General features: G+C 59.1%; 19 protein-coding genes, 1 other RNA gene and 1 pseudogene. 1 reads left to right on the top strand and 20 read right to left on the bottom strand.

What is annotated here, in order from left to right:
- Positions 1–20: 20 nt before the first annotated feature.
- The gene (gene secA, locus LG327_RS08630) at positions 21–2765 is read right to left on the bottom strand and encodes a preprotein translocase subunit SecA (protein WP_404368507.1); all 2745 of its coding nucleotides are present in this window, start codon (positions 2763–2765) and stop codon (positions 21–23) included.
- A gap of 211 nt (positions 2766–2976) precedes the next feature.
- Positions 2977–3918, bottom strand: a complete 942-nt coding sequence (locus tag LG327_RS08625) for a M23 family metallopeptidase (protein WP_404368504.1) — start codon at positions 3916–3918, stop codon at positions 2977–2979.
- 343 nt (positions 3919–4261) lie between these two features.
- Between LG327_RS08625 and LG327_RS08620 the strand changes: the two genes are divergently transcribed.
- Complete coding sequence (locus tag LG327_RS08620) at positions 4262–4723, top strand: DciA family protein (RefSeq protein WP_404368501.1); 462 nt, start codon at positions 4262–4264, stop codon at positions 4721–4723.
- On the opposite strand, the gene lpxC is transcribed toward LG327_RS08620, so the two are convergent.
- From lpxC to rsmI, 18 genes and pseudogenes are all read right to left on the bottom strand, one after another.
- Complete coding sequence (gene lpxC / locus LG327_RS08615; protein ID WP_404368498.1) at positions 4720–5637, bottom strand: UDP-3-O-acyl-N-acetylglucosamine deacetylase; 918 nt, start codon at positions 5635–5637, stop codon at positions 4720–4722. The genes LG327_RS08620 and lpxC overlap by 4 nt on opposite strands.
- Before the next feature lie 364 nt (positions 5638–6001).
- A pseudogene (gene ftsZ / locus LG327_RS08610) lies at positions 6002–6988 on the bottom strand (cell division protein FtsZ); the annotation flags it as partial.
- Positions 6989–7104: 116 nt separating this feature from the next.
- A complete protein-coding gene (gene ftsA / locus LG327_RS08605; RefSeq protein WP_404368495.1) occupies positions 7105–8340 on the bottom strand; it encodes a cell division protein FtsA in 1236 nt (411 codons plus the stop codon).
- 34 nt (positions 8341–8374) lie between these two features.
- Entirely contained in the window at positions 8375–9217 is an 843-nt protein-coding gene (locus tag LG327_RS08600; protein WP_404368492.1) for a cell division protein FtsQ/DivIB, read from the bottom strand.
- On the bottom strand, positions 9210–10181 hold the full coding sequence (locus tag LG327_RS08595) for a D-alanine--D-alanine ligase (RefSeq protein ID WP_404369309.1): 972 nt from the start codon (positions 10179–10181) through the stop codon (positions 9210–9212). Before LG327_RS08595 ends, LG327_RS08600 begins: the two co-directional genes overlap by 8 nt.
- A 1-nt stretch (position 10182) precedes the next feature.
- Complete coding sequence (gene murC / locus LG327_RS08590) at positions 10183–11628, bottom strand: UDP-N-acetylmuramate--L-alanine ligase (protein WP_404368489.1); 1446 nt, start codon at positions 11626–11628, stop codon at positions 10183–10185.
- Positions 11621–12703: an undecaprenyldiphospho-muramoylpentapeptide beta-N-acetylglucosaminyltransferase gene (murG, locus tag LG327_RS08585; protein WP_404368486.1), complete on the bottom strand. Its 1083-nt coding sequence runs from the start codon at positions 12701–12703 to the stop codon at positions 11621–11623. Before murG ends, murC begins: the two co-directional genes overlap by 8 nt.
- Positions 12696–13886 (bottom strand): putative lipid II flippase FtsW, encoded by a 1191-nt coding sequence (gene ftsW, locus LG327_RS08580; protein ID WP_404368483.1) that lies wholly within the window; start codon positions 13884–13886, stop codon positions 12696–12698. The genes murG and ftsW overlap by 8 nt, the downstream gene beginning before the upstream one ends.
- Positions 13883–15226, bottom strand: a complete 1344-nt coding sequence (gene murD / locus LG327_RS08575; protein WP_404368480.1) for a UDP-N-acetylmuramoyl-L-alanine--D-glutamate ligase — start codon at positions 15224–15226, stop codon at positions 13883–13885. Before murD ends, ftsW begins: the two co-directional genes overlap by 4 nt.
- A gap of 15 nt (positions 15227–15241) precedes the next feature.
- Entirely contained in the window at positions 15242–16327 is a 1086-nt protein-coding gene (gene mraY / locus LG327_RS08570) for a phospho-N-acetylmuramoyl-pentapeptide-transferase (RefSeq protein WP_404368478.1), read from the bottom strand.
- Positions 16312–17694, bottom strand: a complete 1383-nt coding sequence (gene murF, locus LG327_RS08565) for a UDP-N-acetylmuramoyl-tripeptide--D-alanyl-D-alanine ligase (protein ID WP_404368475.1) — start codon at positions 17692–17694, stop codon at positions 16312–16314. The genes mraY and murF overlap by 16 nt, the downstream gene beginning before the upstream one ends.
- A complete protein-coding gene (locus LG327_RS08560) occupies positions 17691–19175 on the bottom strand; it encodes a UDP-N-acetylmuramoyl-L-alanyl-D-glutamate--2,6-diaminopimelate ligase (protein ID WP_404368472.1) in 1485 nt (494 codons plus the stop codon). The genes murF and LG327_RS08560 overlap by 4 nt, the downstream gene beginning before the upstream one ends.
- A 4-nt stretch (positions 19176–19179) precedes the next feature.
- Positions 19180–20925 carry a peptidoglycan D,D-transpeptidase FtsI family protein gene (locus tag LG327_RS08555; protein ID WP_404368469.1) on the bottom strand — a complete coding sequence of 582 codons (1746 nt, stop codon included), beginning with the start codon at positions 20923–20925 and terminating at the stop codon, positions 19180–19182.
- Positions 20926–20974: 49 nt separating this feature from the next.
- Positions 20975–21382 (bottom strand): cell division protein FtsL, encoded by a 408-nt coding sequence (gene ftsL, locus LG327_RS08550; protein WP_404368466.1) that lies wholly within the window; start codon positions 21380–21382, stop codon positions 20975–20977.
- The gene (gene rsmH, locus LG327_RS08545; protein WP_404368463.1) at positions 21379–22359 is read right to left on the bottom strand and encodes a 16S rRNA (cytosine(1402)-N(4))-methyltransferase RsmH; all 981 of its coding nucleotides are present in this window, start codon (positions 22357–22359) and stop codon (positions 21379–21381) included. The genes ftsL and rsmH overlap by 4 nt, the downstream gene beginning before the upstream one ends.
- Positions 22356–22808: a division/cell wall cluster transcriptional repressor MraZ gene (mraZ, locus tag LG327_RS08540; protein WP_404368460.1), complete on the bottom strand. Its 453-nt coding sequence runs from the start codon at positions 22806–22808 to the stop codon at positions 22356–22358. Before mraZ ends, rsmH begins: the two co-directional genes overlap by 4 nt.
- Before the next feature lie 408 nt (positions 22809–23216).
- An RNA gene (gene rnpB, locus LG327_RS08535) (RNase P RNA component class A) lies at positions 23217–23567 on the bottom strand.
- 54 nt (positions 23568–23621) lie between these two features.
- Entirely contained in the window at positions 23622–24479 is an 858-nt protein-coding gene (rsmI, locus tag LG327_RS08530) for a 16S rRNA (cytidine(1402)-2'-O)-methyltransferase (protein WP_404369306.1), read from the bottom strand.
- Positions 24480–24554: the final 75 nt, after the last annotated feature.

The following is a 24554-nucleotide window of genomic DNA, read 5'->3' as shown; positions in this document are numbered from 1 at the left end:
CCTGGCCTGTCACGGACCTGTCAGCTGATCCTGCCGTGACACTGCTTGTACTTCTTGCCAGAGCCACAGGGACACGGCTCATTGCGCCCAACCTTGCGGTCCTGCCGCACGAAAGTCTCCGGCATTGCCTGCTGCTGGCCAGTTTCACCCTCAGGGCTGGCCGGCTTCGGGCCGGTGGCGGCGCTGGTCTCGTCGTGACGCAGTTTGGCTGCGGCCAGTTGTCGTTCCAGCTCTTCCCGGCGACGACGCTCGACTTCCTGCATTTCTTCCTGGGACTGGACCTTGACGTGACATAGCACGCGGGTCACGTCACGCTTCATGGATTCAAGCATGGTCTGAAAGAGGTTGAAGGCTTCGCGCTTGTATTCCTGCTTGGGATTCTTCTGGGCATAACCCCGCAGATGGATGCCGCGACGCAGGTGGTCCATGTTGGAAAGATGCTCCTTCCAGAGCGTATCCATCACCTGCAGGAATATCTGCTTTTCAAAATTGCGCATGGGGCTGGCGCCCACAACTTCTTCCTTCGCCCGATAAGCGGCAACCACTTCATCAAGGATGCGCTGGCGCAGGTTTTCTTCAAACAGCTTGTTGTCTTCATCCAGCCACTTCTGAATGGGCAGCTCAATATCCATTTCTGAGTGCAACTGGGCTTCGAGCCCCGCCACATCCCACTGTTCAGGCATACTCTGGGGTGGAATGAACTCACTGATAACCGAGTCCACCACATCTTCCCGGATGGTATTGACCATGTCTGAAATATCTTCAGAGGACATGACCTCGTTGCGCTGCTCGTAGATCACCCGGCGCTGGTCGTTGGCCACATCGTCATATTCCAGCAGGGTTTTACGCATATCAAAGTTGCGGCCTTCGACCTTCCGCTGGGATTTTTCAATGGCGTTGGTAACCATCCTGTGTTCGATGGCCTCACCCTTTTTCATCCCCATGGCCTGCATGATGTTCTTGACCCTGTCCGGGGCAAAGATCCGCATCAGGTTGTCTTCCAGCGACAGGAAGAAACGGGAAGATCCCGGGTCGCCCTGACGGCCGGCACGGCCCCGCAGCTGGTTGTCGATGCGGCGGGATTCATGGCGCTCGGTACCGATGATGTGCAGGCCTCCGGCCTCCAGCACCTGGTTATGGCGCTCGGTCCAGGCCGCCTTGATTTTCGCTATATCCTCCTCGGACGGATTCTCAAGGGAAGCCACTTCGTGCTCCCAGTTACCGCCAAGCACGATATCAGTGCCGCGACCCGCCATGTTGGTGGCAATGGTGACCGCGCCCGGACGGCCCGCCTGGGCGATGATCTGGGCCTCGCTCTCATGCTGTTTGGCGTTGAGGATCTTGTGCTCGATCCCGGCCTTTTTGAGGAGCATGGACAGCAGCTCCGATGCCTCGATGGAAGCCGTGCCCACGAGAATCGGGCGGCCTTCAGCGGTGACATCCTTTATTTCATCAATAATGGCGTGGAATTTTTCTTCCTGGGTCAGGTAGATCAGGTCATTGTAGTCGATCCGCTGAATGGGCTTGTTAGGGGGAATGACCACCACGTCGAGGCCGTAGATCTGACGGAACTCGAAGGCCTCGGTATCAGCGGTACCTGTCATGCCTGCCAGCTTTTCGTAAAGCCGGAAATAGTTCTGGAAGGTAGTGGAGGCGAGCGTCTGGCTCTCTGCCTGAATCGGCACCCCCTCCTTGGCCTCGATGGCCTGGTGCAGACCCTCGCTCCAGCGCCGGCCAGGCATGGTGCGGCCCGTATGCTCGTCCACTATGACAACCTGCTCACCCTGCACAATATAGTCCACATCTTTCTGGAAAAGATGGTGCGCCCGCAGAGCGGAGTGGACATGATGAAGGAGGTTCAGGTTGGCGGCTGAATACAGGATCTCGCCCTCATTCAGGAGTCCCCGCTCAGAAAGAAGCTCTTCCACCTTTTCATGCCCGGCCTCAGTCAGATCCACCTGCCGGGTTTTCTCGTCGATGGTGAAATCGCCTTCCGGCTCACCTTCCTCCGGAACTTCAGCCTTCTGGAGGCTGGGCACCAGAAGATTGACTTCCCGGTACAGGCGGGAGCTGTCTTCGGCGGCGCCTGAGATAATCAGGGGGGTTCGGGCTTCGTCGATAAGTATCGAATCCACTTCGTCCACGATGGCATAGTTCATACCGCGCTGGACCTTGTCCGCCGTGCTGAATGCCATGTTGTCGCGGAGGTAGTCAAAGCCGAATTCGTTATTTGTGCCGTAGGTGATATCGGCAGCGTAAGCGTTACGCTTTTCTTCCGCGCTCTGGCCCGCCACCACTACGCCAATCTGCAGGCCGAGGAACCGGTACAGCTTGCCCATCCACTCGGCATCACGGCGCGCCAGATAGTCGTTTACCGTGACTACGTGAACGCCCTTGCCGCTCAGCGCATTGAGGTACACAGCTGCCGTGGCTACCAGCGTCTTGCCCTCACCGGTTTTCATTTCGGCAATATGCCCTTCATGGAGGGTGATGCCCCCGATCAGCTGCACATCAAAATGCCGCATTCCCATGGCACGCCGGCTACCCTCGCGGACTGTGGCGAAGGCCTCAGGCAGAAGCTGGTCCAGACTTTCTCCTTCGTCGAGACGACGACGGAATTCCAGTGTTTTGCCCTGCAGTTCAGTATCCGACAGCGCACCAAAAGCTTCTTCGAGCTCATTAATACGGGCGACAATTTTACGCATGCGCTTGATTTCGCGCGCGTTTTTACTGCCGAACATCTTGGTTGCAAGCTTCGTGAACATAGACCACTGCTTCTCTGGTGATTCGGAGAGCGTTTCATTCCTGGAAACGAACGCGCGGCGCCGAAAGGGGTCGGAGTCGGGCATTTATGACCTGCCCGGGGCCTGAGCCCGTCTCGGTGAAGACGGCATTCTAACCCTATTTAACGGGAGGACAAAAGGCACAACGTCAGGCGGCCCCTGAAAGGGGCCGCTATACCGGAATCAAAACGTTTTAGCGGCTGGCCCGCTGGATGTAGTCTTCCGGGTTCCGGCTTTTGCCGTTTTGCAGAACTTCAAAATGAACGTGCGGGCCCGTGGAACGGCCCGTACTGCCCATGAGCGCCACCACCTGGCCCTTCTGGACAATATCACCGAGCTTGACCTTGATGGTTTTGGCGTGGCCATAGCGTGTGACCAGGCCGTCACCATGATCGATCTCGACGAGATTGCCATAACCATACCGCTCGTCTGCCCAGGTTACCACGCCTGCGGCCACCGCAATGATGTCACTACCGTCCTTCCCCGCAAGGTCGACCCCGTCATGCCAGGTGCGGCGCCCGGTAAACGGGTCGGAGCGATACCCATACCGGGATGACAGCCAGCCCCAGGTGATCGGCCGACCGGCCACAAAGCGCTCGTCTTCAAGTTTCTTGCGGGACATCAGATTATCAAGCAGACGCAGCTGTTTCTCACGGTCCGCCACCCGGGTTTCCAGCTGCTCAATCATGGTGGCAAGTTCTGGCACGGAGAAGGAATCCCCCGCCAGGCCTTCTTCCGGCCCCCCGACTGCAGCTGGCTGATCAAAGTTGAACTCTTCACTGCCCACCAGTCCGGTCTCGACAAACCGTTGACCAAGGGCATCCAGCCGTAACAGCCGGCCCTGGATCTGACCCATGCGAAGCGTGAGAGCGTCAACCTGCTGACGGCTCTGCTCAGTGAGTCGGCGAATTTCGTTTCGCTGGGATTCCAGCCTCCCCTGCCATTCTTTCACCACGGGTTCGTCAAGTACCGTAGAATAGCCAGGCGCTGCGCTGGACGAAGCGAAGCTGAAACCGATCCAGGCAGACCCGGCTACCATAAAGAAAAGGGTACCCGTGAGCAGCAGGACAACGGCCAGGTTCACCGGCAGAACGCGGGATTTGCCGTGACGTTTACCGACAAGAATAATATTCATAGAATGTTCTGAAGTCATACGGAGCCGCAAAGTCGTCCTGTTGCCGTGCGTCTCTCGTGAACCGACTGGTCTGCCAGGCTTCCATCGCCAGATTGCGGGGCTGAGACCCCCGGAAACTCAATCATGGGCAGTGCTTGATGGAGTGTTCGTCATTATCCGTACCGGGCGTTCCGGGCACTGATAATGCGACAGGTACCTGGTCACGGCAGCTCTGCAACGGCTGTCAAGGCGTGCTGGACTAACACTCCAACTCAATGTAAAAGAGTGTAATACAGGCATCGCCATTTAGTTGTGCGAAAGTGTAACCAATCGTAACCACAGCCGTCGAGTAAATCCTGAGCCCATGAAGAAAAAACCAGCACTTGAGCTCCGACCCGAAAGCGAGGCAAGAAGCCCCAACCTGCAGAAACTTCTGGCCGGGGCGCAAGCTCACCTGGAAGCCGAGCAGCGGGTGCTCGCTGCAATTCCCGCCTCCCTAAAGGGCCAGGTGCGCTTCGTCAGCCTGCGGGATGGTGACATGACGCTCAACGCAGAGTCTTCCACCACGGCCAGCCAACTGCGCATGCGCCAGCATGAAATCATGGAAAAGCTTCGGGAAGATCCGGTTTTCCAGTATGTCTGGCGGTTGCGGGTGAAGGTCGCACCACCACGGTTCACGCACCGCCCGGCGATCCGCAAGACAGCCCTCAGTAACGAAAATGCCCGACTCCTCAAAGAGGAAGCCGGGCACACGAAGGACAAACAGTTACGCGAGATTCTCGAAAAGCTCGCAAGCCATGTCCGGGATCAGGGCCTCCTGCCCTAGCCCTGGGCCGCCAGCACGGGCTTGACATAGGAAATCGGCGCGGTGGATTCGTCGTCGAAGGTAACGACTTCCCATGCGTCCTTTTCCGCCCTGAGCTTGCGAAGCAGCTTGTTATTCAGGTCGTGGCCGGATTTAACACCACGGAACTCACCAATGAGGCTGTTGCCGAGCAGATAAAGGTCGCCAATGGCGTCCAGCACCTTGTGTTTGACGAATTCGTCTTCGTAGCGAAGACCGTCTTCATTCAGGATCCGGTAGTCATCCACTACGATGGCGTTATCCACGCTGCCACCAAGAGCCAGATTCATCGCGCGCAGCTTTTCGATGTCGCGCATGAAGCCGAAGGTCCTGGCCCGGCTGACTTCCTTCACGAATGAGGTGCTGGAAAAATCAACAGTGGCAGTCTGTGACCGCCCCTTGAAAGCGGGATGATCAAAATCGATGCCGAAGCTCACTTTGAAGCCCTCGAAGGGCAGGAAAGTGGCTTTCTTGTCGCCTTCTTCCACGGTCACTTCCCGCTTGATCCGGATGAAACGCTTGGCCGAGTCCTGCTCTGCGATTCCGGCCGACTGCAGCAGGAATACAAAGGGGCCAGCACTGCCATCCATGATGGGCACTTCGGCTGCACTGAGTTCGACAAAGCAGTTGTCTATACCCAGTCCCGCCATCGCGGACAGAAGGTGCTCGACAGTCGCAACCCGGACATTCCCTTTCAACAGCGTCGTCGAGAGCATGGTCTCGCCGACATTCTCGGCACAGGCCCTGATCTCAACCACCGGATCCAGATCGGTCCGGCGGAAAACGATCCCCGTATCGATCGGAGCGGGCTTCAGGGTGAGGTACACTTTCTCTCCCGAGTGCAAGCCAATGCCGGTCGCGCGAATGGTGTTTTTAAGCGTCCGTTGTCTGATCATCAGTACATTAATCCGTCACAAAAGTAAGATATTGCCCAGGGAAATGCTGCCCGGAGAATATCAAGAAACAGAACTGAATACCATTTAACCAATCCGGCAGGGCCCGATCGTTATTCAGTCCGCGACCTGGTTCTCGACCTGAGCCGCCACTGGCGACCATCAGGCACCGAGAAAACCTTATTGCAACATGTTATCAATCAGCCTGACGACGCAGGAATGCGGGAATATCGAGATAGTCGACCCCCTTTTCCTCACGATCATGTCGCTGATCGACGGCCAGGTTGCCCTGCGCCACAGCACGACGGCGCAATACCGCCGGACGGTCCAGCTGATTGTAGTCAGTGGTGCCATCCAGGGTGCGGGAGTTATCCACCACCTTGGTTGGTTTTTCGTTGCTGCCACCGAGACCGGTCGCTACCACTGTCACTTTGAGCTCATCCGTCATCTCCGGGTCGATAACCGTACCCACGACCACCGTAGCCGTATCAGATGCGAACTCCCGCACGATGTCGCCTACCTCGGAGAATTCGCCCAGGTTGAGATCCATGCCGGCGGTAATATTGACCAGGATACCCTTGGCGCCCTGCAGATTGATATCTTCCAGCAGGGGGCTACGTATTGCAGCTTCAGCTGCTTCACGGGCGCGGTTCTCGCCTGTTGCACGGGCGGTCCCCATCATGGCCATGCCCATCTCTGACATGACTGTCTTCACATCAGCGAAGTCGACGTTGATCATGCCGTTGCGGGTGATCAGGTCAGCAATACCCTGAACCGCTCCCAGCAACACATTATTGGCTTCGGCGAAGGCATCCAGCAAACTGGTTTTTTTGCCCATCACTGATAGCAATTTTTCATTGGGAATCGTGATCAGGGAATCAACGCTCTCCTGCAATTCCTTCAGGCCGGTTTCAGCCACGGTCATCCGCTTGCCACCTTCAAACAGGAACGGTTTGGTGACCACGGCCACCGTCAGAATTCCCATCTCCCGCGCCACTTCGGCAACGATGGGAGCAGCACCTGTGCCAGTACCGCCACCCATTCCGGCGGTGATGAATACCATATCGGCACCCTTCAGGGCTTCAGCAATGCGATCACGGTCTTCCATCGCCGACTGTCGGCCCACTTCCGGGTTTGCTCCGGCTCCAAGACCCTTGGTGATGTTGCCGCCAAGCTGGATGACCTGTTTGGCCCCCATACCGGTCAGAGCCTGGGCATCGGTGTTGGCGCAGATGAAATCCACACCTTCGATGTCGCTGTTAAGCATGTGACGGACAGCATTACCGCCACCGCCGCCTACGCCAATTACCTTGATCACAGCGTTCTGCTGGACATTATCGACTAGTTCAAACATTCCCCTACTCCTTCGTGCTGTTGTCGACCTTTTTGTGGGCCGATTTCTTTTCGAGATACCTTCGTGCTCGGGCTGGAGATCCAGCTACTGCCACATCTTTCTGCTCCGGTTAGCCGTCAGAAATGCCCGGCAAACCAGCTCCTTACGCGCTCGAAGAGAGACGGTGCATTTTCTCCTTTGAGCACAGGCCCCCGCCCAGCATCCATCTGCCGGAAGCCGTAGATCAGCAGCCCCACGCCGGTTGCGTATATGGGGTTGTTGACTACTTCGGTCATGCCCGCCACCGCCTGCGGTGACGCAAGCCGGACAGGCATGTGAAATATTTCTTCAGCCAGGTCCACGACGCCTTCCATCGTGGAGGAGCCTCCTGTAATCACAATTCCCGCGGGAATGAGATCCTCAAAACCCGAGCGCCGCAGCTCCGACTGGACGAGCGTAAACAGCTCTTCGTATCGGGGCTCAACGACTTCAGCCAGGGCCTGCCGTGACAGATCCCGGGGTGCCCGCTCCCCGACACTGGGGACCTTGATGGTTTCGTCGGCGCCCGCCAGCTGGGTCAACGCACAGGCATACTTGATCTTGATCTCTTCCGCGTTCTGGGTCGGCGTACGCAGGGCCATGGCGATGTCGTTGGTCACCTGATCGCCCGCAATGGGGATCACAGATGTGTGACGGATGGCGCCACCGGTAAATACGGCAATATCAGTGGTGCCTCCACCGATATCCACCACGGCTACTCCCAGCTCTTTCTCATCTTCGGTGAGCACGGCATAACTGGAGGCCAGTTGCTCCAGGATAATATCGTCCACCTCCAGCCCGCACCGGCGCACGCATTTTTCAATGTTCTGGGCGGCATTCACCGCACAGGTCACCAGATGCACCTTGGCTTCAAGCCGGACACCGGACATGCCCATGGGCTCCTTGATTCCCTCCTGGTTATCAATGACAAATTCCTGGGGCAGGATATGGAGTATTTTCTGGTCGGCAGGGATGGCCACCGCCTGGGCTGCATCAATAACCCGGTCAATGTCGGCCTGGGTTACTTCGCGATCCCGTATCGCCACTATGCCGTGGGAGTTCAGGCTCTTGATGTGGCTGCCTGCAATACCTGCATACACCGAGTGAATCCGGCAGCCCGCCATCAGTTCCGCTTCCTCGACCGCCCGCTGAATGGCCTGAACGGTGGTTTCAATGTTGACGACCACGCCACGCTTGAGTCCCCGGGACGGGTGCGAGCCAATGCCCACCACCTCGATGGTGCCGTCCATTTTGCGCTTGCCCACAATGGCAACCACCTTGGACGTCCCAATGTCGAGGCCGACAATCATGTTTTCCGTTTCAACCGATGACATGTGTTTCACCAAATCCTGGGTTCATCAAATGAATCTATGTGTTGTTTCCAGACGTCGCAGCCGACAGCTTCCATTTCACCGCCACACCATTGGTATACCTGGCGTCAATTCGTGTTACCTCATCGGCCCGCGCGGCAAGCTGGCCTTCATAAACCACCAGGAAACGCTCGAAACGTTCCTCGATCTGGTCCCGACCCAGAGCCACCTGGATGCCGTTACCGAGCACCAGTGTCCAGGCACCCCTCGGTTCCAGACTCAGGCCGGCAAAGCCTGAGCCATGTCTGGTCAACGCCTCGGCCATGGATCTGGCCACTGCAACCACTTCACCGAGCCGTTCGTCGGGCCCCGACAGCCGCGGGAGAGAGCCCACAATATCGCGGTTACTGGGGCTGAAAAGCCTGCCGGACCGGCTGATCAGCTGATCATCATTCCAGTAGGCCAGGGGCTTCTTCTCCCGCACTTCGATTTCAAGGCCGTCAGGCCAGACCCGCCGTACAGCCGCAGTCTCAATCCAGGGCCGCTGCTCAAGTTCGTTCTTGATGTCAGCCAGGTCAGTTGCAAAAAAACTTCGCCCCACCCACCGACTTGCCCGGCGGTAGAGCGCTTCCCGGTCTTCTCCGATCAGCGGACCCTGGATCTGCACAGAGGCGATCTGCCGATCGAGCGCTGATAACGCTTTCCCTGTACCCCAGGGCACCATCGCAGCCAGAGCCAACACGGCCAGACCCAGACCCGCCTGGAACCAGGGTACCCCCCGCAGCATCGACTTAAGAAAACCGAAGTAATCCGGCTTCGGTGCCGTTGAAGTGGCACCGCGGCGGCGGGGAGGCGGATCCGATGGAATCTGCCGGCTACGAAGTAACATGCGATCAAACATGGGCGGCCTCCAGGGTGTCCCTCAGTATCCGGACCACCAGCTCTTCAAAGCTGATTCCTGCCGCCCTTGCTGCCATGGGAACCAGACTGTGGTCGGTCATGCCGGGTACCGTATTGACCTCCAGTATCCAGAACTCGCCCTCGCTATCCTGCATGACATCCACCCGCCCCCAGGTTTTGCAGCCCAGAACCCGCATTGACTCCACCGCCAGTTCATGAAGCCGCAGCTCCATCTCTGGCGAGAGCCCGCAGGGAATCTGGTAGCGGGTGTCGTTGCTGACATACTTGGCGTCGTAGTCATAGAAGGTGTGGTCGGTGCTGAGGCAGATCGCCGGAAGCGCCCGCCCCTGCAACACGCTTACCGTAAATTCGGGCCCTTCGATCCACTCTTCGACGAGCACCAGTGGATCGTGATGGCTGGCTTCGGTGTAGGCATCAGCCAGTTCCTGCCGGCTGGAAACCTTCCGGATACCAATGCTGGAGCCCTCCCGGGACGGCTTTACGCTCAGGGGTACCCGCAGGTCTGCCAGTACGGCGTCGGCGTCGGCTACCGAAGCCATGGCCCGAAATCTCGGGGTCGGCAGCCCACAGCCGGCGAATACATACTTGCTTCGCAGCTTGTCCATGGCGAGGGCGGAGGCCAGGGTTTCGCTTCCGGTGAACGGTATTCCCGCCTCGGAGAGAATGGCCTGCACCGTTCCGTCTTCGCCGCCGCGCCCGTGCAATGCTATGAAAACACGGTCAAATTGTGGCTCGTCCACGACCTTCAGCAGACTGCCCCGGACATCAAGGCCGAAGGCGTCCACGCCGGCTGCCAGCAGGGCATTGAGCACGGCCTGACCACTCTTCAGGGAGACCGCCCGCTCGGCGGACTCGCCGCCCATGAAAACAGCAACGCGGCCCAGAGCTGCTCCGGTGGCCCGGTCCACCTGAAATCCACCCACTTCATGCCCCTGTGCGTTCATCTCACTCACTTTGAATCACTCCTGCAGCCGCCAGGCGGGCTGCCACACCACCAATGTCCCCGGCTCCCTGGGTGATCAGAAGGTCCCCGTCCTGGAGAATATTGGCCAGCAGACGCTCAACTTCACTGGTGTCTTCAACAAAAACCGGCTCCAGCCTGCCCCGCTGGCGGATGCTCCGACAGAGTGCGCGGCCATCTGCCCCTGGCACTGCAGGTTCGCCCGCGCTGTAGACCTCCATCAGCAGGAGGGCATCCACGTCGGAAAGAACCTTCACGAAATCCTCGTAAAGATCCCGGGTGCGGCTGTACCTGTGGGGTTGGTAGAGCATGACAAGACGTCGCTCGGGCCAGGCATCACGTGCTGCCCGGATGACCGCTGCAACCTCGGTTGGATGGTGACCGTAATCGTCGACCAGGGTGATCCGGCCTTTGCGGGTCTGATAATCGCCATAGACCTGAAAACGCCGGCCAACCCCTGCAAAACCCGCCAGACCGGCGCAGATGGCCGAGTCTGCAACCCCCTCGTCAGTGGCCACTGCAATGGCCGCCAGAGCGTTCAGGACGTTGTGGCGGCCGGGCATTTTAAGGTCCACGACCAGATCCGGACGGCCCCCTGGACGCTTGACGATGAAATGTGTCCGCAGGCAGTCGGAAACTATGTTCTCGGCGCGATAATCGGCTTTGGGATTGTCAATTCCGTAGGTGATGATGGCGCGGGAAATCCGGGGAATGATTTCCTGTACATAGTCATCGTCCACACACATGACCGCCACGCCGTAGAAAGGCAGATTGTGCAGAAAATCCACAAATGTCTGCTTCAGCTTGCCCACGTCCCCACCGTAGGTATCCATGTGGTCGGCTTCCACATTGGTCACCACTGAGATGACCGGCGTCAGATGCAGAAAGGAGGCGTCACTTTCGTCCGCCTCGGCCACGAGATACCGCGAACCTCCCAGCTGGGCGTTGGTTCCGGCACTATTGAGCTTGCCGCCGATAACAAAGGTGGGGTCCAGTCCGGCCTCGGCGAGGATGGAGGCAATCAGGCTTGTTGTCGTGGTCTTGCCATGGGTTCCCGCTACGGCTATGCCATGCCGGTATCGCATGATTTCAGCCAGCATCTCTGCCCTCGGCACAACTGGCACGCGTCGCTCCCGCGCGGCAGCGACTTCCGGGTTGTCGTCACTGACCGCGGAAGAGATAACAACCACGTCTGCCAGGGCTGTGTTCTGGCCCGCATGGCCGATCTGCACCGTGATACCCAGCCGGCTCAGCCTCTCAGTTACGGGGCTGCTGCGCAGGTCCGAACCGGACACATCGTAGCCCTGGTTCCTGAGCACTTCGGCGATGCCACTCATGCCGGCACCGCCAATACCCACAAAATGAATATGGCGGATCCGGCGCATCTCGGGCACCTGGAATACCAGCGGCGGATTTGTTAATTCAGGCATTGGCAGCCTCCAGACAGTAATTCACAACTCTCTCCGTCGCATCGGGGCGCGCCAGCGTTCGTGCTGACTGCGCCATTTTCAGTACCTGATCCCGGCTGTTCGCCAGATCGCTCAGAATTTCCGCCACAAGCTCCGGTTTTAGCCTGGACTGCGGCACCAGCAGCGCGGCCTTTGCTTTCACCATGTATTCCGCATTCCGGGTCTGATGGTCATCCACCGCATGAGGAAATGGCACAAGAACAGCTCCCAGACCTGCGGCACAGAGTTCCGCGATTGTCAGCGCACCGGCGCGACAAATGACCAGATCGGCCCAGTCATAGGCTTGCGCCATGTCTTTGATAAACGGCTCGATGCGTGCGCTGACTCCTGCGGAATCATAGGCTTTCCGTGTGCTGTCCAGGTGGCGCTCGCCGCACTGATGGCGCACTTCCGGCCGGGCGTCTTCCGCAAGGCCGGCCAGAGCAGCCGGCAGGACCTGGTTGATGGCGAGAGCTCCGAGACTTCCGCCAATAACCAGCAGCCGCAGTGGTCCTTCCCGACCCGCCATCCGCTCTTCCGGAGCCGGTAACGCGGCGACATCAGCCCGCACCGGATTGCCGGTGCAACGGGTCACCACATTGGGGCCAAAGCTGTCAGGAAAGGCCTCCAGTACCGAGTCGGCAAAACGCGCCAGCAGGCGATTCGTCATGCCTGCCACGGCGTTCTGTTCATGAACAAGAAGCGGCGTGCCTGTAAGCCTGGCGGCCACACCGCCCGGCCCGGTAACAAAGCCCCCCATTCCGATAACACAGTCAGGCCGAACGCTACGGAGCACCGCCAGGGCCTGCCACAGCCCCCGGGCAAGCCGGAATGGGGCCGCCATCAGGGCCAGCCGCCCCTTGCCACGAAGGCCCGACACTGCGATCAGCGACACTGGAATATCCGTGTCGCCGATCAGCCGTGCTTCCATGCCGCCAGCAGAACCAAGCCAGTGCACGGAATGCCCTTTTTCCTGCAGCATTCTTGCCGTGGCAAGCGCCGGAAAGACATGGCCGCCGGTGCCGCCGGCCATGATCAGGAAACGCCGGCTAGTCATAGACGGCACCTCCCCGGAAAACCGGCTGAGCCTCTTCGGCTGATTCGCTCCTGTCGAGCCGTTCCATCTCGACCCGGGCCAGGATGCCAATTGAAATACAGGTCATCAGCAGACTGCTGCCGCCATAGCTCATCAGGGGCAGAGTGAGACCCTTGGTTGGCAGCAGCCCGGTGGCTACAGCCATGTTTATGGAAGCCTGCAGACCAATAAGCAGCGTAAGACCGTAGGAAAAACAGGCTCCAAAGCTCATGCCCGCCTGTTCGGCTCTTCTGGCAATGGCAAACCCGGTGAGCACCAGCACGGTGAACAGCGCCAGAACAAACAGAGAGCCAAACAGACCAAATTCCTCGGCGATAATGGCGAAAATGAAGTCGGTGTGCGCCTCTGGCAGATAAAACAGTTTCTGTATGGAGTTGCCCAGCCCAACGCCTGCCCAGTCGCCACGGCCAAATGCAATGAGCGACTGAGTGAGCTGATATCCGGAATCAAACTGGTCCTTCCAGGGATCGAGATAGCTCACCACCCGCTTGAGCCGGTAGGGCTGGGTGAAGATCAGCGCGGTGCCAACAAAAACGCAGCTGGCAATCAGCGGGAGGAATCGGCTCAGGGGAACCCCGCTCAGGAAAATCATGCCGAGCGCCGCAGTCATCAGGATGACCGTGGCGCCAAAGTCCGGCTCGATGACCAGCAATATGGACGCGAGCGAAAGAACAAATACCGGCTTTATGAAACCTGCCCAGGTGCTGACCAGCTCTTCGCGCCGCCTGACCACGTAGCCCGCCAGATACGCAATCAGACAAAGCTTGGCGATTTCCGATACCTGTACATTGAAAAGTCCCAGAGATATCCAGCGGGTGGACCCATTCACTGTGCTTCCCAGCGGCGTCAGCACCACCACCAGGACAAACAGGCCCACTCCCAGCAGCAGCCAGCCACTGCGCTCCCACCAGGCCACGGGCACGTTGGCTGCAGCGAGACCCAGGGCGCAGCCAAGGCCGGCGAAAATGAGCTGACGCACAACGAAGTGATAGCTGTTTCCGGTCAGTTCTTCTGCCATGTCCATGGAGGCGGAAGAAATCATGATCACGCCCATTACCAGCAGCGCGCCAGAGCTGAGCAGGAGGATCGGCAGCAGGCTCACCGGAACTCCCGAGTGCCCATTCAGCTTCAGCACTGATTTCATGTCAGGGCCTCCACATACTGGACAAAGTGACTACCGCGATCTTCATAGTCGCGAAACATGTCGAAACTGGCGCAGGCAGGAGAAAGCAGGACCCGGTCACCTGGCTCGGCGACTTCGGCGGCGCGGATCACTGCGGCTTCAAGACTGCTGACCGTGGATAACTCGCTGCAGCCTTCCAGGGAGCGGGCCAGCAGAGGCGCGTCACGACCTATCAGAATCACGTGACGACAGTGAGCACTGACCGGATCAACCAGTGGGCCGAAATCGGCACCCTTGCCCTCACCACCGGCAATCAGAACGATGCGGCCTTTCTTTGGCACGAGGCTGCGGATGGCTGCAACCGTGGCGCCCACATTGGTGCCTTTGGAGTCATTGACGTAGTCCACGCCTGCCAGGGTACGCACATGCTCACAGCGATGGGGGAGACCGCGGAATGACCGGGCGACCTCGAGCATTGTTGCCATGGGCAATCCGATCCCATGCCCCAGAGCCAGCGCCGCCATGACATTGGTTACATTGTGCATTCCCATGACATTCAGGGACTCTGCCCGCAACAGGTTATCGAAGCCAAAGGTGATCCAGGTGCCGCCTTCGTCTTCACGGGTGCTGAACGTCTCGGGATTGACCCTGTTCATGCCAAAACAGATGAATCTGAGAGTGTCCCTGGCCATGGGTGTGCTGAGGGGGTCATCAAGGTTGACCACAGCGGTTCTGCAACCGTTGAAAATGCGCTGTTTGGCCTGAAAATAGGCCATTTTCGAGGGATAACGATCCATGTGGTCGTCACTGACATTGAGCACCGTTGCCGCCTCGGCCCCAAGTTCAGCCGTGGTTTCGAGCTGAAAACTGGAAAGTTCGAGCACATAAAGGTCCACATCCTCCGCCAGCAGGTCCAGCGCCGGCGTGCCTATGTTGCCACCAACCGCTACACGACGACCGGCAGCTTTTGCCATTTCGCCGACCAGGGTTGTGACGGTTGTCTTGCCGTTGGAACCTGTGATGCCCACGATCGGAGCCCGGGCGGCAGCACTGAACAGGTCTATATCACCGGATATGTGCGCGCCTCGCTCAGCTGCCAGGCGGATTGCCGGCTCTTCAACACTCAGGCCGGGGCTTACAATCAGCTCGTTAAAACCGCTGAACAGCTCGGAATCAAAAGGCCCCAGATACACCGGGACTTCCGGCCAGTCCCGCTTCAGCTCTTCCAGGCCCGGAGGCGCTGCCCTGTTGTCAGCCACAGCAACGTCCCGTCCCTTTTTGCAAAGGTAACGCACGCAGGAAAGCCCGGTTTTGCCGAGCCCTACCACCAGTGTGCGACGATCCGAAGCTATAACGCTCATTCCAGTTCCATACGCCTAACGAAGTTTCAGTGAGGCGAGCCCGATCAGGACCAGCACGACAGTAATAACCCAGAAACGGACAATGACCCGGGGCTCGGGCCAGCCCTTGAGTTCAAAATGGTGATGCAGTGGCGCCATCCGGAAAATCCTGCGCCCGGTGAGGCGGAAAGAGGCCACCTGAAGGATCACCGAGACGGTTTCCATGACGAACACCCCGCCCATGATAAACAGCACGATTTCCTGCCGAACGATCACCGCAACCACTCCGAGCGCAGCACCCAGGGCCAGTGCGCCCACATCCCCCATGAACACCTGGGCGGGATAGGTGTTGAACCACAGGAAACCGAGCCCGGCGCCAACCAGGGCGCCGCAGAAAACAATCAGCTCACCGGTTCCGGGCAGGTGGGGAATCAGCAGATAGCTGGCAAACTGGGCATGGCCGGAGACGTAGGCGAAAATGCCCAGCGCACCGGCAACCATCACCGTAGGCATGATGGCCAGCCCGTCCAGGCCATCGGTCAGGTTGACCGCGTTGCTGCTGCCGACAATCACGAAGTAACTCAGGAGAATGAACAGAATCGGCCCCATGACCAGGGAAACATCCTTGAAGAAGGGCACAACAAGGGATACTTCCTGGGGGAGCGTCGCGCTGTAGAAAAGGGTAACCGCAGCTACCGCTCCAATGACCGACTGCCAGAAATACTTCCACCGCCCCGGCAGGCCCCGGGGGTTGCGCTCAACCACTTTCCGGTAGTCGTCCACCCAGCCAACAATGCCAAAGAACAGGGTGACCAGCAGCGTGACCCATACGTAGCGATTGCTCAGATCTGCCCATAGCAAAGTGCTGACACCAATGGCCACCAGAATCAGGGCGCCCCCCATGGTTGGTGTGCCCGCCTTGCTAAGATGGGTCTGGGGTCCGTCATCCCGCACCGACTGACCGATCTGATACTGGCTCAGTTTGCGGATCATCACCGGCCCCACGATGAGGGAGATCAGCAGTGCGGTCAGCACCCCGAAAATCCCCCGCAGCGTCAGATACTGAAACACCGTCAGCACCGGGAAGTATTCCGCCAGAATCCCTGTCAGCCAGAGTAGCATTGGTTTTTCACCCTCTCTTTTAACTCCTCTACCACGCGGTCCATGGCAGAACTCCGAGAACCCTTGACCATCACCGTTACCGGTGTATCAAGCTGTTTAATGAGGCGGGACACAGCTTCTCCCTGATCCGTACAGCGCTCTGCGCCTTCACCAAAGCCCTCCAGATATCCTTCGCAGCGGGGGCCAACAGCCAGCAGCCGATCGATCCCCAGACTTCTGGCTCTCTCCCCCACTTCCCGGTGCATCCGGAGGCTGTCTGCTCCAAGCTCCGCCATGGCTCCCAGCACCGCGATACGCAGGCCAGGACGGGTGGCGAGAACGCCAAGGGCAGCCTTCATTGACGATGGATTGGCGTTATAGCTGTCATCAATGACCTCAATGCCCGGAGCCAGCACAACTGGCTGCAGCCGGCCCTTCGCCGGCAGCACTGTTGCCAGGCCCTGCCGGATGGCGTCATCCGAAATACCGAGCGACCGGACTGCGGCGATAGTCAGCAGGGCGTTGGTCACGTTGTGCTCCCCCGCCAGCGCCAGGGTGACTTCACAGTTCCATCCATCCGGGCCATCGACTGTCAGTCGCTGGTCGCCGCTTTCACTGGTATTACTGCTGGCGTGATAGTCGGCAGCCACTTCCCGCTTCCGGCTTACGGTCACTACCCGGCAACCGGACGCCCGCCGGCGCCACTGCTCGCAGGCGGGGTCGTCAGCATTCAGTACCTGGGTACCGCCTTCGACAACGCCTTCGATGATTTCACCCTTGCCCCGAACAATATTCTGATAACTGCCAAAGCCTTCCAAATGGGCCTCTCCGGCATTGGTAATAATGGCCACATCCGGGAGGGCAGCGGACACCGTGTGAGCTATCTCCCCCATCGCGCTGGCCCCCAGTTCGATCACTGCAAATCTGTGCTCCGGAGCAAGCCTGAAAAGAGTCAGGGGTGCACCAATGTGGTTGTTCAGATTGCCCTGGGTGGCCAGGGTTGCACCTTCCTGGGCCAGCACACCGGCAAGCATCTCCTTGACGGTGGTCTTCCCGCTGCTGCCGGTAACGGCGACAACGGATGCACGGCTTTCCAGACGGTTGCCGCGGGCCAGCCGGGCCAGAGCCAGAATGGCGTCAGGCACCACCAGTTGGGGGATAGCAACACCGGTTATGAAAAATTCCACCACTGCGCCTGTCGCTCCGGCAGCCTCCGCAGCTCCAATGAATCTGTGTCCGTCGAAGTTTTCACCGCGGATGGCGACAAAAAGATCACCCGGCTGAATGGAACGCGTGTCGGTGGAGATGCCAGTGAAGGAGCGGTCGCCGTCAACCGGTTCCACGCCCAGCCAGCTGGCCGCTTCCGCCAGCGAAAATGCCCGGATCATGCCACACCACCAGTGAGAGACAGGGCCGCACGGACCTGTTCGGCATCGCTGAAGGGCATCCGCTGGCCCGCCATTTCCTGCCAGGCCTCATGGCCCTTGCCTGCTACCAGAATGACGTCTCCGGACTTCGCCTGTTCGACGGCTGAGCGGATGGCGGTGGCGCGATCATGAATCACCTGGATGCGGTCCGGGGCCGAAAAGCCTTTCATAATGTCTTCTGCAATGGCGCCGGGATTTTCGCCGCGGGGATTGTCGTCGGTCACGATCACCCGGTCGGCACCGGCTTCTGCTTCACGGGCCATCTCCGGCCGCTTGCCGGCATCCCTGTCACCTCCGCAACCGAACAGGCAGATGAGCTCGCCCCTGGTATGGGGCCGCAGCGCTGCCAGGGCATTCTTGAGGGCATCAGGCGTATGAGCATAGTCAACGACCACCTGCACGCCCTCGACGCCCATGTAGGACTCGAGTCGTCCGGGCGGCGGCACCAGCCGGGAAACCGCCTGCACCACCCTTTCTGCCGGAACACCAAGGCTCAGAACTGCGGCCATGGAGGCAAGCAGATTACTCACGTTAAAGGCGCCCAGCAGTGGCGCCCAGACCGTAAAACTTCCCCACTGACCATCCACGGTGGCAGTGAAGCCCTCCATTTCCGGCGCGAAGCTGGTAAGCCAGAGTTCGATCTGGGCCTCATGCAGGCTGTAGCGGACGCGATCACATTTGCCTTCAAGCTGCTCGTAAAGCTGCCGGCCGAAGGGATCGTCAAAATTGATGACGGTAAAGTGCAGCCCTTCCCGGGTAAACAGCTTTGCCTTGGCGGCGCCGTAAGCTTCCATGGAGCCGTGATAGTCCAGATGATCCCGGGTCAGATTGGTGAAAATGGCGCCCACCATGTGGATGCCATCAATCCGGCCCTGCTCGAGAGCATGGGAGGAGACCTCCATCACGGCCGTGCGGCCACCCTGCCCGAGGATGCGGGCCAGGTTCCGGTTTACCTGGACCACATCCGGAGTAGTATGAGTAGCAGGCACAAGCCTGCCGGGCATACCGTAACCCAGCGTGCCCAGCAGGCCGCAGGGCATCCCGGTGTCATTGAGCAGTTGCGTTATATAGTGACTCACCGACGTCTTGCCGTTGGTCCCAGTCACTCCCAGGACCCGGAGGCGCTGGGAAGGATGTTCATGAAACCGGTCGGCAATGGCACCAAGCCTGGCTTTGAGGTCCGGTACGGGCACTACCAGCGCGCCCATCCTCTCCTCACACTCTCCGGCCTCCGCAGACTCCAGAAGCACAACAGTGGCTCCGGATTCGATGGCGTTTCCGACGTGGTAGTCTGCAGGCGTTTGCGGGCCAGACAGGGCCAGGAACGCGTCCCCCTGGCGCACCTCACGGCTGTCTGTCGTGAGACCATGAATAGTGACGTCAAAGACAGACGGAACGGTCACAATACCCTGCAACAAAGTACTGAGAGATGTGATGCTCATGATTTCATCCCCTCTCCGCGGAAACTGGCCTGCCCAAAGCTGTGCGCATGTCTGCAGAATCCAGCTCGGGCTTCACGTCCAGCAGGCGCAGGGCATCGCCCATGACCCGGGCAAACACCGGCGCTGCCACTTCCCCACCGTAATATTCTCCCCCTTGGGGGGCATCCACTGCGACGACTGTTACAATCCTCGGATCGTCAACCGGCGCCATGCCGGCAAAAATTGCCTTGTACTGGCTTTTTTCATAGCCGTCCCGGCCCACCAGATGCACCGTGCCAGTCTTGCCTCCAGCCGAATAAAAGCTCAGCTGGGCACGTTTTCCGGTGCCTTCTTCCACGGCCACTCGAAGCATCTGGCGGACATCAGCTGTGACTTTTTCGGAGAGCACGCGCTCTCCCACTGCTGGTGACTCAAGACGAACCAGGCTGAGCGGATAACGAATACCTCCGTTGGCCAGCACCATATAGGCCTGCGCCAGTTGCAGCGCACTGACACTCATGCCATAACCATAAGACAGAGTGACCTCCTCCACTGGCCGCCAGCGGGGCGGGCTGGGCAGGACACCAACGGCTTCACCGGGAAATCCGATGCCGGTGGCCTGACCCATGCCAAGCCGGTAATAGAGGTTTCTGATCGCATCCCCGCCGAGATCCGACGCAATACGGCTGATACCCACATTGCTCGATTTGACTACAATGCCTGTAAGGTCGAGGACGTTGTAATTGTGGGAATCACGAATCGTGAAACGGCCAAAGCGCCGGAAGCCCGGCGCTGTATCTATCTGGGTATCCGGCCGGTAGCGGCCGCTTTCAAGGGCTGCGGCTATGGTCACGGGCTTCATGGTCGAGCCTGGCTCGAAAAGGTCGGTTATGGCCTTATTACGAAGCCCCTCCGAACTGATCCGACTGCGGTCATTGGGGTTGTATGAGTCCTGGTTCACCATCGCCAGCACTTCACCGGTATCGACATCCAGCATGACCAGGGTTCCACCGCGGGCGTCGTGAGCCTGAACCACAGCTTTCAGTTCCCGGTAAGCCAGATACTGCAGACGAAGGTCGATACTCAGAGACATACTCCGGCCGGGATCGGCGTCCCGGATAAGGGAAAGATCCTTTATTACCCGTCCCCGATTGTCCTTCAGCACACGCTTGCTACCCACGCGGCCACTGAGCCAGTCATTGAAAGACAGCTCGATACCTTCCTGACCACGCTCATCGATATTGGTGAAGCCAACGACATGGGCCGTGACTTCGCCGGCGGGATAATAACGACGATATTCCCGGCGCTTGTACAGGCCGGGGATCTCAAGAGCCACCGCAGCTTCCGCCAGGGAAGGCGGGATCTTGCGCTTCACATACATGAACCCGCGGCCTTCGTTGGCCCGCACCCGGTTCCGGAGCGCAGCCTCTTTCATTCCCAGCAGTCGGGCCAGGTTGGCGAGGCGGGGGTCATCAACGCTCATTTCCCCTGGGTTTGCCCAAAGCGTATGTACAGGTGTGCTCACCGCCAGCGGCTCGCCATAGCGGTCCGTGATCATGCCACGATGGGCGTCGATTGTTTCAACGCGAATGGTGCGCACATCGCCCTGCTCACGGAGAAATGCCTGATCGACCACGTGCAGATCGACCAGGCGCCAGCCCAGGGCAGCCACAACAGCCATAAAAACAGCCAGCACAGATGCGAAGCGCCATGCTTTAAGCCCGGCCTTCAAGCGCTGAAAACTGTTTCTGGTCTGCTTCTGTTCTGGCAAGGTCGCCACCCATTCTGCTGCCCGAAAGCAGTGTTCATTGAGGTTCTTGTTATCTGCCGGCTGCGACTGCAAGAGGCGCAGGGACAAGGACTATGCTTCCCCGCCCCGGCACTATCATGTCCATGTCCTCTGTCGCCCTGCGCTCGATGCGGCCGTAGGCGCTGAGTGCGCTCTGCTCCAGCAGAAGCTGACTCCATTCCCGCTGGTAGTTGTCCCGCTGCATGTGAAGTTCCGACAGGGTGTTGAAAAGCTGTCGATTCTCGTGAGCACTGATTACCACGCCGATGGCCGATGCGATCAGCACCGCAACCAGTCCCAGCGATATGGCCACATCCCGCCGGCAGAGCGCCTGAAAAATCCGCTGGGACAGACTGACCGTTCTGGAGAGACCCTGTCTGACCTTCTGCCTGCTCAGGACCGCTTCTCTTGGCGGCCGTTCAACTGTTACTGCGCTCATTCGCGGTCTCCTTTCGCGGAAACGTCCAGGCGCCTTTCCAGCACCCGCATCACTGCACTCCGGGCCCGAACGTTATCACTCACTTCACCTGTTTCAGCTTTCAGAGCCTTGGTGACAAGACGGTACGGGGTTTCTGTCTCCCGGGCTGTAACCGGCAATCCACGGGGCAGCTGTGGCCCCCGGGCAAGATCTCTCATGAAACGCTTTACGATCCGGTCCTCGAGGGAATGAAAACTGATCACGACCAGTCGACCTCCCGGCGCCAGACGGTCTACACCGACCCGGAGCCCGATTTCCAGATCCTCCAGCTCGCGATTGATGAAAATCCGGATTGCCTGAAAGGTCCGGGTGGCAGGATGTTTGTGCTTTTCCTTCTTCGGAACAGCTGCAGACACCAGTTCGGCGAGCTGCCGGGTTGTCTCCAGCGGCGCCTCCTGACGCCGGGACACAACGGAACGGGCAATTCGGCGCGAAAAACGCTCTTCACCGTACTGCCAGATAACATCCGCTATCTGTTTTTCGTCCGCCGTATTGAGCCATGTGGCGGCGCTTGGCGGCTGCTGGGGATTCATGCGCATGTCCAGCGGGCCTTCCCGCATGAAACTGAAACCGCGGCTGGCGTCATCCAGCTGCGGAGACGACACCCCCAGATCCAGCAGAATTCCATCCGCCTGAGGCCAGCCTCTGGCGTCCAGCTCCTGATCCAGGTGCGCGAAGGATCCGTGAGCCATGTGGAAACGGCTGTCCTGGCCTGTAAGTTCCTGGCCCACAGCCACTGCGACCGGATCCTTGTCGATCCCCAGAAGCTCGCCGTTTTCGGAAAGCCGGGAAAGAATCAGCCGGCTGTGGCCACCACGGCCAAAGGTCCCATCCACATAACGGCCGTCCGTACGACCAACCAGGTAATCAACAGCGGAATCCAGCAGAACCGAGCGATGCTCCTGGACGCTTTCCTGATCGGGAGTGGCAGGCTTCATAGTGACAGTGCCTCCATCTCGGAGGGCATGTTCTCGTCATCTGCGGGCTCATCAAGCCATGCAAACCAGCGCTCTTCACTCCACAGCTCCAGCTTTTTACCCTGTCCGATCAGCATAAGCTTCTTGTCCAGCCGGGCATAACTGCGGAGGGTCGGCGGCACCAGGATCCGGCCGGCAGAGTCAAGCTCCAGGGGCGTCGCGTGGCCGAGCAGCAGCCGCTGCAGCCGTCGGGCCATCCGGTTCATGTTCGGCAGTGCTTCAATCTGGGGACGGATGGTTTCCCATTGGGATTCCGGGTAAAGCAGCAGGCAGCGCTCCTCATCGGCATTCGCTGTCAACACAATGCGTCCGCCACAGGCCTGGGCGAGATCCTCGCGCACCCGTGCAGGGATCGCCAAACGACCCTTTGCATCCATGTTGATGGCATGACTGCCAAGAAAGTTACTCATCCGCGCTGGTCCTGAGGTGTCTAACCGGAAAGGGATCCTGATTCCTGATGGAGGGCGGAGAGCGAGAACAACACCTGATTTCCCACTTCACTCCCGAACAACCCACCAAAAACCACCAGAACCCACTTTTTCCCACACCTGCACACTATAGGAACACGCAGAACACAATGCAAGCGGCGTTATGGGTGCCGCGCATGGAAAAGTTTCTTTGATGACAACGAGTTACGATGCATGACTTGATGCATCAGGAGTATTTCAGGGAAGAAAAACAGGTAAATCATGTACCTGGGGGAAACATTGAAGATGACAAGTGAGGTTTAAGATTATTTTGGTATATGAACTCCCGACACATCTGTTGCCGGGATCACAAAAACCCCGCTCCCGATCGGAGCCGGGGCAGGACAGAAGATGGCGAGTTCGCCGATAAGCCGGGTTCTGTCGTGGACAGTCATTCATCTAGAGCCTGCGTCACCACAGGCTTCAAGCAACCTACCCGAGTCCAGCGCGGGCCACGCCATCGGACTCCTATTTGGTCTTGCTCCAGGTGGGGTTTACCATCGCCGTGAACTGTTACCAGTCACGCGGTGCGCTCTTACCGCACCGTTTCACCCTTACCGGCGCCCGAAGGCGCTTAGGCGGTCTACCTTTCTGCTGCACTTTCCGTCGGCTCACGCCGCCCAGGCATTACCTGGCACCTTGCCCTATGGAGCCCGGACTTTCCTCCCCCAGCGAACTGGCGGCGACTGTCTGGCGAACTCAGGCGAGACGATACCGGCGCCCCGGGTTCCACGCAAGCAAAACCTGCACCGTTTGTCAGCCCTCCCCCTTGAGACCCAGCGCGCGCTGGTATAGTTCGTTGCGGGAAAGCCCTGTCAGCTCGGCGCCAATCTTCGCCACTTTCTTTACCGGCAGCTCTTCCATCAGAAGTACCAGAAACCGGTCTACATCCAGGCCCTCATGAGCTTCCGCCCGGGCGCTCGCGCCCTCCACCATCACCACAAACTCGCCTTTGGCCCCATAGGCATCCTCTGCGAGCTGCTCACAGACCCTGACCGCCTGGCCCGAATAAAAGGTTTCAAAGGTCTTCGTCAGCTCCCGCGCGAGAACTACCGGCCGCTCCGGCCCCATTACTTCTGCTATGGCTGCCATGGTTTCCAGAATCCGGTGGGGGGACTCGTAAAAAATCAGAGTGGCGGTTTCCCGCTTCAGGACATCCAGAGCGGCCCTCCGGGGACCCCGCCTGGCGGGCAGGAAGCCCTCAAACAGAAAACGATCGGTGGGCAGGCCGGCAGCACTCAGGGCCGCGACAAACGCACAGGGTCCCGGTACCGGGGAAACCCTGATCCCGCGTTGCCGGGCCTCCCGGACCAGGACATAGCCCGGGTCTGAAATCAGCGGCGTGCCTGCATCCGAGATCAGCGCAATCTGGGCACCTGCCGCCAACTGGTCAATCAGGCCGGCGCTTCGGTCACGCTCGTTATGATCGTGAATCGCGACCATTTTTTTCTGCAAGCCCAGATGCTGCAACAGGCGACCGCTATGCCGCGTGTCTTCGGCGGCAACAATGTCTGCACGGGCCAGGGTGCTGACGGCACGGGGGGACAGGTCATCGAGGTTGCCAATCGGCGTCGCGACTATATAGAGCACTCCCTCCGTCGGAGCTGCACGCATGGGTTCGGGGGTCACAAAATACCTTCTTTTATCAGACTGGATGACAGCAAGGTCATGAGAAATGGGCCGCGAGCT

Origin of the sequence: Marinobacter sp., from assembly GCF_044799475.1 — a bacterium.
In the GTDB taxonomy this organism is placed as follows: domain Bacteria; phylum Pseudomonadota; class Gammaproteobacteria; order Pseudomonadales; family Oleiphilaceae; genus Marinobacter.
This window is presented reverse-complemented; position numbering and strand designations above follow the sequence as displayed.

Bases quoted from the DNA above. Each gene is read 5' to 3' on its own strand.
- secA (WP_404368507.1), bottom strand. From the start codon at position 2,765: ATGTTCACGAAGCTTGCAACCAAGATGTTCGGCAGTAAAAACGCGCGC.
- LG327_RS08625 (WP_404368504.1), bottom strand. From the start codon at position 3,918: ATGAATATTATTCTTGTCGGTAAACGTCACGGCAAATCCCGCGTTCTG.
- LG327_RS08620 (WP_404368501.1), top strand. From the start codon at position 4,262: ATGAAGAAAAAACCAGCACTTGAGCTCCGACCCGAAAGCGAGGCAAGA.
- lpxC (WP_404368498.1), bottom strand. From the start codon at position 5,637: ATGATCAGACAACGGACGCTTAAAAACACCATTCGCGCGACCGGCATT.
- ftsA (WP_404368495.1), bottom strand. From the start codon at position 8,340: ATGTCATCGGTTGAAACGGAAAACATGATTGTCGGCCTCGACATTGGG.
- LG327_RS08600 (WP_404368492.1), bottom strand. From the start codon at position 9,217: ATGTTTGATCGCATGTTACTTCGTAGCCGGCAGATTCCATCGGATCCG.
- LG327_RS08595 (WP_404369309.1), bottom strand. From the start codon at position 10,181: ATGAACGCACAGGGGCATGAAGTGGGTGGATTTCAGGTGGACCGGGCC.
- murC (WP_404368489.1), bottom strand. From the start codon at position 11,628: ATGCCTGAATTAACAAATCCGCCGCTGGTATTCCAGGTGCCCGAGATG.
- murG (WP_404368486.1), bottom strand. From the start codon at position 12,703: ATGACTAGCCGGCGTTTCCTGATCATGGCCGGCGGCACCGGCGGCCAT.
- ftsW (WP_404368483.1), bottom strand. From the start codon at position 13,886: ATGAAATCAGTGCTGAAGCTGAATGGGCACTCGGGAGTTCCGGTGAGC.
- murD (WP_404368480.1), bottom strand. From the start codon at position 15,226: ATGAGCGTTATAGCTTCGGATCGTCGCACACTGGTGGTAGGGCTCGGC.
- mraY (WP_404368478.1), bottom strand. From the start codon at position 16,327: ATGCTACTCTGGCTGACAGGGATTCTGGCGGAATACTTCCCGGTGCTG.
- murF (WP_404368475.1), bottom strand. From the start codon at position 17,694: ATGATCCGGGCATTTTCGCTGGCGGAAGCGGCCAGCTGGCTGGGCGTG.
- LG327_RS08560 (WP_404368472.1), bottom strand. From the start codon at position 19,175: ATGAGCATCACATCTCTCAGTACTTTGTTGCAGGGTATTGTGACCGTT.
- ftsL (WP_404368466.1), bottom strand. From the start codon at position 21,382: ATGAGCGCAGTAACAGTTGAACGGCCGCCAAGAGAAGCGGTCCTGAGC.
- rsmH (WP_404368463.1), bottom strand. From the start codon at position 22,359: ATGAAGCCTGCCACTCCCGATCAGGAAAGCGTCCAGGAGCATCGCTCG.
- mraZ (WP_404368460.1), bottom strand. From the start codon at position 22,808: ATGAGTAACTTTCTTGGCAGTCATGCCATCAACATGGATGCAAAGGGT.
- rsmI (WP_404369306.1), bottom strand. From the start codon at position 24,479: ATGCGTGCAGCTCCGACGGAGGGAGTGCTCTATATAGTCGCGACGCCG.